Annotated in this window: 10 protein-coding genes; 3 read left to right on the top strand and 7 right to left on the bottom strand. The window is 70.6% G+C overall.

Annotation, left to right across the window (positions count from 1 at the left end; translation table 11 throughout):
* Positions 1-105 (top strand): IS3 family transposase (locus VGO10_RS21860; RefSeq protein ID WP_414642257.1); only part of this gene is annotated, 105 nt, incomplete at its 5' end.
* Positions 106-200: 95 nt separating this feature from the next.
* Here VGO10_RS21860 and VGO10_RS17505 read toward each other — a convergent pair.
* Both VGO10_RS17505 and VGO10_RS17500 read right to left on the bottom strand, forming a co-directional pair.
* Positions 201-677, bottom strand: coding sequence for a hypothetical protein (locus tag VGO10_RS17505; protein ID WP_327470736.1), 477 nt, complete (start codon positions 675-677; stop codon positions 201-203).
* Positions 678-693: 16 nt separating this feature from the next.
* Positions 694-1,056: a nuclear transport factor 2 family protein gene (locus VGO10_RS17500; RefSeq protein ID WP_327470734.1), complete on the bottom strand. Its 363-nt coding sequence runs from the start codon at positions 1,054-1,056 to the stop codon at positions 694-696.
* Positions 1,057-1,123: 67 nt separating this feature from the next.
* Between VGO10_RS17500 and VGO10_RS17495 the strand changes: the two genes are divergently transcribed.
* Positions 1,124-1,852 carry an SDR family oxidoreductase gene (locus tag VGO10_RS17495; protein ID WP_327470732.1) on the top strand — a complete coding sequence of 243 codons (729 nt, stop codon included), beginning with the start codon at positions 1,124-1,126 and terminating at the stop codon, positions 1,850-1,852.
* Here VGO10_RS17495 and VGO10_RS17490 read toward each other — a convergent pair whose 3' ends face one another.
* Genes VGO10_RS17490 through VGO10_RS17470 form a run of 5 tightly spaced genes read right to left on the bottom strand, consistent with a single transcriptional unit; the run spans position 1,853 to position 6,300 of the window.
* On the bottom strand, positions 1,853-3,397 hold the full coding sequence (locus tag VGO10_RS17490) for an MFS transporter (RefSeq protein ID WP_327470730.1): 1,545 nt from the start codon (positions 3,395-3,397) through the stop codon (positions 1,853-1,855).
* Positions 3,398-3,400: 3 nt separating this feature from the next.
* Positions 3,401-4,312 (bottom strand): alpha/beta hydrolase, encoded by a 912-nt coding sequence (locus tag VGO10_RS17485; RefSeq protein WP_327470728.1) that lies wholly within the window; start codon positions 4,310-4,312, stop codon positions 3,401-3,403.
* On the bottom strand, positions 4,309-4,617 hold the full coding sequence (locus VGO10_RS17480; protein WP_327470726.1) for a hypothetical protein: 309 nt from the start codon (positions 4,615-4,617) through the stop codon (positions 4,309-4,311). The genes VGO10_RS17485 and VGO10_RS17480 overlap by 4 nt, the downstream gene beginning before the upstream one ends.
* A complete protein-coding gene (locus VGO10_RS17475; protein ID WP_327470724.1) occupies positions 4,617-5,282 on the bottom strand; it encodes an isochorismatase family protein in 666 nt (221 codons plus the stop codon). Before VGO10_RS17475 ends, VGO10_RS17480 begins: the two co-directional genes overlap by 1 nt.
* A 19-nt stretch (positions 5,283-5,301) precedes the next feature.
* Positions 5,302-6,300 carry an MBL fold metallo-hydrolase gene (locus VGO10_RS17470; RefSeq protein WP_327470722.1) on the bottom strand — a complete coding sequence of 333 codons (999 nt, stop codon included), beginning with the start codon at positions 6,298-6,300 and terminating at the stop codon, positions 5,302-5,304.
* A gap of 93 nt (positions 6,301-6,393) precedes the next feature.
* Between VGO10_RS17470 and VGO10_RS17465 the strand changes: the two genes are divergently transcribed.
* Positions 6,394-9,138, top strand: a complete 2,745-nt coding sequence (locus VGO10_RS17465; protein ID WP_327470720.1) for an ATP-binding protein — start codon at positions 6,394-6,396, stop codon at positions 9,136-9,138.
* Positions 9,139-9,147: the final 9 nt, after the last annotated feature.

The following is a 9,147-nucleotide window of genomic DNA, read 5'->3' as shown; positions in this document are numbered from 1 at the left end:
GTCTTCTACAACCGCGAACGACGACACAGCAGGCTCGGGCAACTCTCCCCGGTCCAATACGAGAAGATGATCACAGAAGATCTACAAGAACACCAAGCCGCCTAAACCACCCCTGCCCACGAGAACGGGGGAACTCCATGTAACGCATCAATCAGCGGCTCGACTTCCCGACGAACCAGAACCTCCCAGCGCACCGCTCGCTAATCCTCCGGGTGCCAGCTGTCTCGCCGCGCCGCAACGTACTGCGAACGATCCAGCGGCTCCCCGGCACGCTCAACGAGGGGACCGATCTCCTTACCCCAGTCCTCGCCCTCCGTCTCAAGGCGGCTGAGCGCCTCGATCAACAAACCGCGCTTCCGCCCTTGCTGACGCAACTCCTCAACCTCTGCTACCAGCGCCATCAACAGCTTCAGCGGCACACGCTCACGCGCGTAGCGAGGATCCTTGACGGTGGGCAGCAGCCCCCGCTCTACCCACGTATCAACGGTCTGCGCACTCACACCCAGCCGCTCTGCCGCCTCGGCCTTGGATGTCGTCCGACCCTCGAACGCCTCCTCGAGTTGCTGCTGGGCGCGATCCAATCCCGCCGCCAAGTCATCAGGGCCCTCACGCCGCGCGCGACGCAGCGTCAGATACGCCGAAGCGACGGGATCCGAGGCTGAAGCTGCGCGAGCCATGACTGGAGTCTATCGCCTAACTTGGGGAAATAGACGTCCATACTCCACATTTACCGGTTCCTCCACGGATACGGCTGATGACCATGCCGTGCAGCACGACCCGGCGGCCGCGATTGGTCCCATACAGGGTCCATCGGCTGGCGACCCGGTCGCCTTCGGTGACTTGCTCGTCGACCTCGAAGCGCAGCGGGCTGAACAGCGACTGGTAGAACGCGATCGACTCCCGCCCCTCGTCATGGCCACGGAAGACCATCCCGTTGACGTAGTCGACGAACTCCTCGTCATAGAACTCGGCGATGCGGTCAAGACGGCCCGCGCAGACGTTCTCGATCGCGTCGCGCGCGATCACGGTCTCGACAGCCGGCGTCTCAGCCTCCATGACACCCGACCCTACGCCGCGTGCTTCGGCTCCGCCATGGCCTGCCCCAGGCTGGTAGGACTACGTCATGACCGAACCACCCCGCAGCGCCCTGGTCTTCGGGGCACGCAACCTGGGCCGGGCCATCATCGAGACGCTCGTCGCGCAAGGCTGGAACGTCGCAGGCGCCGCGCGTTCGGATGAGACGCTGGCCACCATCACCGCGGCCGGCGCGCTCGCGCTGCGCTCCGACATCACCGACCAGGCGACCGTGCGCGCGACCGTCAAAGAGGCCGCGCAGGCGCTCGGCCCCTTGGACCTCGTCGTCAACGCAGCGGCAGCCTACGGGGGCACGCGGACCGGCGTGTTCGGCGGCGGCCCGATCGCCGACGCCGCTCCAGACGCGTTCGACAGCTGGTCGGTGGCGCCCGCGCGCTCGGCGTTCGCGTTCCTCTCGGGCGCAGGCGGCGCGCTGGCACCGCTCGACCGGCCCGCGACCCTGATCCAGGTGACCGGCGGCTCGTCACGGCGGGCGATGCCCGGCCGCGGGCTCTGGGCCGCGGGCGCGTTCGACGTGCGCGCGATCACCCAAGCGGCCGCGCTCGAGTTGCGCGACCGCGCCATCCACGTGGCGTTGCTGATCGTCGACGCGGGCATCGAGCCCTACGCCGGCGGCGGCAGGCCCGGCGTCGATCCCGCCGCGCTGGCCGAACCGCGACAGGTGGCCGACGCCGTCGTGTTCCTCGCCGAGCAGGGACCCCGCGCGGCGACACACGAGCTCCAGGTGACACCGCTGGCCGAGACCTGGGTGCCGTAGCTACGAACCCGGACGCGCCACCGCGAGGCGCGCGCGGTGGCCCCATGAGGCGACCCGCGCGAGGTGGCCGCCGCACGGCGCGCCCGGAGCGCGCGCGGAGGACATCGCGACGGTCTCGGCGTGGATGTTCTCCAGGTCACGCCGGCGCCCCGGGAGCAGGACCATGGCCGCGACGGCGGCCGCGGCGCACAGGATCGCGGACACGGTGAATGCCGCCGTGAAGCCGTGCGTCAGCGCGATGGCCGGCGTCGATCCGGCGTCCAGCGCACTCGTGGCCCGCGACGTGGAAACGGCCGACAGGACGGCCAGGCCCAGCGACCCGCCGACCTGCTGGACCGTGTTGAGCAATCCCGAGGCCAGACCGGAGTCCTCGGCCGCGACGCCGGTGGTCGCGGCGATCGTGACCGGCACGAACGACATGCCGAGCCCGATGCCCATCACGACCATCGCGGGCAGCACGCGACCGGCGTAGTCGCCGTGGGCCTGCAGGCGGGTGAACAGCACGAAGCCGACCGTCGAGATCAAGAGCCCGCCGACGAGCACCGGCTTGGGCGTCAGGCGATCGACCACGCCCGAGGCGATCGTGGAGCTGGCGATGATCGTGAAGCTGAGCGGCAGGTAGGCGACGCCGGTCTTCAGGGCGTTGTAGCCGAGCACCTGCTGCAGGTACAGCGTGCAGAAGAAGAACACGCCGAACAGCGCGGCGGCGAGCAGCAGCATCGTCGCATCCGAGGCCGCGAGGCTGCGGTTGGAGAAGATGCGCAGCGGGACCAGGGGATTGTCGTTGCGGTGCTCGATCCACACGAAGGCGACCAGCAGCGCGGCGGCAACCGCGATGCCCGCGAGCGTGCGCGACGACCCCCAGCCCCACTCGTTGGCCTTGATCAAGGTGAAGACGAGCGCCATCGTGCCGAGCGTGATCGTCGTCGCGCCCTCGAGGTCGTAGCCGCCGCGGACGCCCTCGGCCCGACTCTCGGGCAGGATCCGCGGCGCCAGCAGGAGAACCACCGCGCCGATCGGCACATTGACGAAGAAGACCCAGCGCCAGCTGAGCACCTCGACGATCGCGCCCCCGAGCAGGAGGCCGACCGCGCCGCCCGCACCGGCTATCGCGCCCCAGACGGCGAGTGCCCGGTTCCGTTCGCTCCCCTCCGCGAACGTCGTGAGGATGATCGACAGCGCCGCAGGCGAGACCATCGCACCGCCGAGGCCCTGCGCGCCGCGGGCGATCAGCAGCGTCGACTCCGACTGCGACAGCCCGCACGCCAGCGACGCGCCCGCGAAGAGCGCAATGCCGGCCATGAACAGGCGGCGACGACCGAGTCGATCGGCCGCGCGCCCGCCGAGCAGCAGGAACCCTCCGAAGAGCAACGTGTAGGCGTTGAGCACCCACGACAAGCTCTGCTCGGAGAAGCCGACGTCGCGCTGAATGCTCGGCAGTGCGACGTTCACGACGCTCGCGTCGAGGATCACCATGAACTGGGCCACCGCGACGAGGACGAGCACCGCGTTGGCGCTCGCTCGAACCTGCCGATCGGGCTCCATGAGCTAGGCGCTGACGTGTTCCGCGCCGGCAAGATGCGCCGACAGGAACCGCCCGGCCCGGTCCAGCGCCGCGGCCGCTTCGTCGAGGATCGGGTGATAGGCCTGAAAGACGTGGGGCACCCCCGGGACGATCTCGAGCGTGACCTCGACATCGGCGATGGCGGCTTGCCGCGCGAGGCGGACGGCGTCGTCGAGAAGGACCTCGTGACTTCCGGCCTGGATGCTCAAGGGCGGCAGGCCGGACAGGTCCGCGAACACGGGACTGATAAGGCCAAGAGCCGCGTCTTGCCCTGCCGTGTAGTCGGGAACTCGGGCTTGGAGAGCCTCCCAGCTGAGCAGCGGGTCGACCGCGCGCCGGGTCTCCATGGTCGTCCCGGCCAGGGTGAGATCGGCATACGGCGACATGACGAAGGCCGCGACCGGCAACGGCAGCCCGTGATCGCGAGCGTTGACCAGGGTCGCGATGGCGAGTCCGCCGCCTGCGGACTCTCCCGCGAAGACGATGTCCGAAGGGGCGACGCCGCTGAGCAGGAGCGCTTCATACGCCGCAAGAGCGTCGTCGACCGCTGCCGGATACGGGTGCTCGGGAGCGAGCCGGTAGTCGACGGAGATGGCCCTGGCGTCCGTCCGCCGGCCAACCTGCGAGGCCAGGTCGGCGGCGAGGAAGGCGTCCCCCATCACGTACACGCCGCCGTGGAAGTAGAGGACGACGTGGCGCGGCTCGACGCCGTCCACGGTGATCTCGGCCGCCGGGACGCCACCCAGTTCCGCCGCGATCACGGTCACGTCGGCGGGCAGCGGCTGCGCCGACAACAACACCTTCAGCAACCGCCGTTGCTCGTGGACATCGCTGCCGGCGGGAAACGCCGACTGGCGCAGGATCGCGTCGAGGTTCTCGCGCTGCTCGATGCTCATTCCTTCAACAACCTCTCGGTCAGCACGATCTCGCCGATGTCCGGCACCGTCTCCATGCGGTTCCAGTCGCGCTGCACGGTCGGCTGTTGCTGGCCTGAGGTGACGTTGACGGTCGAGTGGACGATCGGCAGCCCGAACGCGCTGACCGCCCTGACGGTCGAGATGATGTTCTTGCGCAGCAGGTCCGGATCCATCGAGCGGACCGTCGCGAACTGCGACGGCTGGTAGTCGATCAGCACGAGCGCGGCGTTCTGCGGGGTGATCAGGTAGTCGCCGACCTGATCGCGGATCAGTGCGCTGGCCATCACGTCGCTTCCTGCAGTGCGGCTGCCGCGGCCTGCTTCTCGGCCTCGGCGACCCCGACGGCGTCGGTGTGCTTCGGGACCTCGGTGAAGTACCAGTGGATGGCCTCGAGAGCGGGCGCGGCGGGTGGCGTCGCCCAGTCGCGGAACAGCTCGGTGGTGACGGCGAGCGCCGTGGTCGGCACGGCGCCGGCGTGCGCCAGCCGCTCGATGGCGGTGCGGTGCGCGACCTGCGAGCGACCGCCGACCGCGTCGGTCACGACCATCACGTCGTAGCCGTCCTTCAGCGCCGCGACGGTCGCGAACGCGAGGCAGATCTCGGTGTGGAGCCCGGCGATGATCAGACGCCTGCGCCCGGTCGCCTCCACCGCCGCGCGGAAGGCCTCATCCTCGAAGGCGTTCATCGACGTCCGGTCGATCGACGTGACGCCCTCCAGCTCGTCCACGATCGAGGGCAGCGTCGGGCCGTTGAACCCGTACTCGATGCCCACGGTCGACAGCACGATCGGCAGCCCGAGCTTCTTGGCGGTCTTGGCCAGCAGCCGCACGTGCAGCTCCACCAGCTCGGCGCTGGTCTCCGAGCGGATGACCTCGAACATCTCCTGTTGGTGATCGATCAGCACGAGCGCGCAGTCCTCTCGCGTCCAGACGCCCAGATCCTTGTTCATGTCCATCTCCTTACGCGGCTCACGGGTGGACCTGCGAGCCGTAGCCCAGGTCGAGCCGGATCGACTGCATGACGTGGAAGGTCGTGCTGGCGGTGAACACGTCGGCCGCCGCCAGCACGCCGGTGTACTGCTCGATCACGGGCGTCGCCGCGGCGGCCGTGACCGCGTCCAGGTAGCCCCGCACGGCCGCCCAGGTGTTCTCGCCGTACTTGATGAAGTACGGCGTGGGATCGACCGTGTCCAGCGCCTTTCGCGCGTGGTCGGCGATGTCGGCCATGTAGCGCTGGTGCAGCGCGATGTCGTCCCGCGTGCCAAGGCGGCCCATGTGCCCGCCGATGAAGTGCTTCCAAGGGTAGGTCAGCGCCGTGGAAGGCGCCGCGACGTAGCCCGGGACGTCCTCGGTGAGGTTGCTCAGGTACACCGGTGCCCAGCCTGGGTTGACGATGTCGACGAGCATGAGCGTGTCGTGGTCGGGCAGGTGGATGAAGATGTTGTCGGGCGAGTGGTTGGAGCCGTGCCAGGACAGCTCGATGCGCTCCCCTCCGATCTCGAGGGTGCGGCCGTCCTGGAAGGTCTCTTCCGGCGCGGGCCTGGCGGGGTCGTCGTCGCGGAGCAGGAGCCTGCGGGTCTCCTCGTGCCCGATGCGCGCGACCGTCCCGTCAAACAGCGATGACGCGCCGACGTGGTCGGCGTGGTGGTGGGAGTAGACGAGGTGGGTGACCCGGTTGCTGACGCCGTTGGCGGCGGCGATCTCGTCGACCGCGCGCTGGATGTTGTGGCCGATGGTGGGCGGCGCGTCGAGCAGCACGACGCCGTCCTTCGTGGTTAGGAAGGCTGACTGATAGGTGCCGTCGGTGACCCAGTAGAGGTTGCGCTCGACGCGCCCGACGTAGTAGCCCTGCTCGTTGAGGGCAGGGCCGAGCGCCGGACGAGGGATCGGCGCGTAGTCCGGCAGGTCCTGGGCGCTGCTCAGGCGGGTGTCGGCGTGCGCCTCGGTCGTCGTGTCCGGTGCGTCCATGGACACGATCGTCCGCTGCGCGGCGCGCCGATCGCATCCTGGATTTCCTTAGTCCGCGACCCGAGCGCCGTCCTCAGGCATGCTGTTGGCCGTATGGGCTCGCCGTCAGACCTCCGGGAAGGCCGCTTGGTCGGCCGCGAGCGCGAGCGCGAGGCGCTCGGCCGCCTGCTCGCCGCCGCGCGCGGCGGCGACGGCGGGGTCCTGGTGGTGCATGGGGACCCGGGCGTCGGGAAGACGGCGCTGCTCGCATGGACGGTGCAGGAGGCTCAGCGGTTGCGGGTCCTGCAGACGCTCGGGGTCGAGGGCGAGATGGAGCTCCCGTTCGCGGCGCTCCAACAGCTGTGCTCACCGATCCTCGACCGCTCGGACCGCCTGCCAGGTCCTCGGCGCGATGCGCTGCGCGTCGCTTTCGGACTGAGCGCCGGACCGGCGCCGAGCCCGTTCCTGGTGGGATTGGCTGCCCTCGACCTGCTGTCCGAGGCTTCGGTGCAGGAGCCGCTGCTGGCGGTTGTGGACGACGCGCAATGGCTCGATCGCGCGTCGGCGCGCGCGCTCGCGTTCGTGGCCCGCCGCCTGCAGGCCGAGCGGATCGCGCTCGTGGTCGCGTCTCGTGACCGGGGCAGCGCGCTCGCGGGGTTGCCGGAGCTTCGCGTCGAGCCCCTGGGGCGCCGTGATGCGCGGGCCCTGCTGGAGTCGGTCCTTCCGGCGCGCCTGGACGAGCACGTGCTGGACCGGATCGTCCGCGAGACCCACGGCAACCCGCTCGCGCTGATGGAGCTGCCGCGGGGGATGACGCCGATCCAGCTGGCAGGCGGGTTCGGGCTGCCCCCGGCGGTGCCGCTGTCGGCAAGCATCGAGGAGAGCTTCACGCGACGCCTGACCCGGCTCCCCGGTGACGCGCGTCGCCTGTTGCTCGTCGCGGCGGCCGATCCGACGGGCGACCCGGCGGTCGTCTGGCGGGCCGCCCAGCAGCTCGGGATCCCCGAATCCGTCGCGGACGCCGTCGAAGGCGAAGACCTGTTGGAGCTCGACGTCCGGGTGGTCTTCCGTCATCCGCTGATCCGCTCGGCGGTCTACCGCTCGGCCGGGCTGCGGGAGCGCCGCGCCGTCCACCGGGCCCTCGCGGAGGCAACCGATCCGGAGATCGATCCGGATCGCCGCGCCTGGCACCGAGCGCAGGCGGCATCGACGCCCGACGAGGACGTCGCCGCAGAGCTCGAGCGCTCCGCCGGACGCGCGCAGGCGCGCGGTGGGTTGGCTGCCGTCGCCGCCTTCCTCGAGCGTGCCGCCGCGCTCACCCCCGAGCCCGCGCACCGCGCGCGGCGCCTGCTGGCCGCCGCCGGCGCGAAGTACGACGCCGGCGCTCTGGAGGCAGCGATCGAGCTGCTGACCGGCGTCGAAGCGGGACTGCTCGACGAGCTCGAACGCGCACGCGTCGACCTGCTGCGCGGTCAGATCGCGTTGGAGCAACGGCGTGGCGGTGACGCCGGCCGCCTGTTCCTCGGCGCGGCGAGACGCCTCGACACACTCGACCCCCAGCTGGCGCGCGAGACCTACCTCGAGGCGCTGGCGGGCGCCATGTCCAGCGACGTCGACGTCGACGGTGGTGCGACGGCGGTGGCGCGAGCCGCACGGGCGGCGCCGCCCGGCCCCACCCCGCCGCGGGCGGTCGACGCGCTGCTCGACGCGTTCGCGATCCGCCTGACCGAGGGATACGCGGCCGCGGCGCCGACCCTGACCCGAGCCCTCGAGCTGCTGCTGCGCGCGAGCGACTCCGACGAGGACGTCGGTGCGCGGCTTTCGGTGTCGAGCTCGAGGGACGGCAACATCGTCGCCCTCGAGCTCTGGGACGACGAGGCCCTGCATCGCCTCGCGGCTCGCCAAGTGCGCGTCGCCCGCGAGGCGGGCGCGCTCGTGCACCTGCAGTTCGCGCTCAGCTTCCTGGCCAGAAGCCACATGCTCGCGGGCGACCTGGCGACGGCCGCGCAGATGATCGACGAAGCCGACCTGATCGCCGACGCGACCGGGAACGCGCCGCTCGTGAACGCCCCGATGATCCTCACCGCGTGGCGCGGCCACGAGGCCCAGGCCTCCGAGCTCATCGAAGCCTCCTCACAGGAGGCCGCCACGCGGCGATGGACGTCTAACAACTACGCGAGGGCCGTGCTCTACAACAGCGTCGGACGCTACGACGACGCGCGCGACGCGGCCTGGGAGGCGTTCCGGCCCGACCCGGTCGGATACGGGTCGTTCCTGGTGGGCGAGCTGGCCGAGGCGGCCGCCCGGACCAACGACCGGGCGCTGCTGCAGGCCGCGCTGGACTGGCTCACGGAGCGCACCGGCGTCATCAGCTCCGGCTGGGCGCTCGGCATCGAGGCGCGTACGGGCGCGTTGCTGAACGAGGGCGAGGTCGCCGAGCGCCTGTACCGCGACTCGATCGCCCACCTGACCGACACCCGCGTCCGGATCGAGCTGGCCAGGTCACAGCTGCTCTATGGGGAGTGGCTGCGACGCGAACGGCGCCGCAGCGACGCGCGAGAACCGTTGCGCGCTGCGATGGCGGCGTTCACCAGCATGGGCGCCGAGGCGTTCGCGCACCGCGCCGAGCGCGAGCTACGGGCGACCGGCGAGCACGCCCGCCCACGGACGGTGGAGACGCTCGACCAACTCACCCCGCAGGAGCAGCAGATCGCGCGCCTGGCCGCAAGCGGAACGACGAACCGAGAGATCGCCGCGCAGCTCTTCATCGCCCAGAGCACCGTCGAGTACCACCTCCGCAAGGTCTTCCGGAAGCTCGACGTGAAGTCACGCACGCAGCTCGCGCACCGCATCTCGTAGTGCATGGAG

Origin of the sequence: Baekduia sp. (assembly GCF_035996765.1) — a bacterium.
Classification (GTDB): Bacteria; Actinomycetota; Thermoleophilia; order Solirubrobacterales; family Solirubrobacteraceae; genus Baekduia.
Note: the sequence above shows the minus strand (reverse complement) of the source record. Positions and strands in the feature narration are given on the sequence as shown.

Bases quoted from the DNA above. Each gene is read 5' to 3' on its own strand.
- VGO10_RS17475 (WP_327470724.1), bottom strand. From the start codon at position 5,282: ATGAACAAGGATCTGGGCGTCTGGACGCGAGAGGACTGCGCGCTCGTG.
- VGO10_RS17505 (WP_327470736.1), bottom strand. From the start codon at position 677: ATGGCTCGCGCAGCTTCAGCCTCGGATCCCGTCGCTTCGGCGTATCTG.
- VGO10_RS17465 (WP_327470720.1), top strand. From the start codon at position 6,394: ATGGGCTCGCCGTCAGACCTCCGGGAAGGCCGCTTGGTCGGCCGCGAG.
- VGO10_RS17500 (WP_327470734.1), bottom strand. From the start codon at position 1,056: ATGGAGGCTGAGACGCCGGCTGTCGAGACCGTGATCGCGCGCGACGCG.
- VGO10_RS17495 (WP_327470732.1), top strand. From the start codon at position 1,124: ATGACCGAACCACCCCGCAGCGCCCTGGTCTTCGGGGCACGCAACCTG.
- VGO10_RS17470 (WP_327470722.1), bottom strand. From the start codon at position 6,300: ATGGACGCACCGGACACGACGACCGAGGCGCACGCCGACACCCGCCTG.
- VGO10_RS17485 (WP_327470728.1), bottom strand. From the start codon at position 4,312: ATGAGCATCGAGCAGCGCGAGAACCTCGACGCGATCCTGCGCCAGTCG.
- VGO10_RS17480 (WP_327470726.1), bottom strand. From the start codon at position 4,617: ATGGCCAGCGCACTGATCCGCGATCAGGTCGGCGACTACCTGATCACC.
- VGO10_RS17490 (WP_327470730.1), bottom strand. From the start codon at position 3,397: ATGGAGCCCGATCGGCAGGTTCGAGCGAGCGCCAACGCGGTGCTCGTC.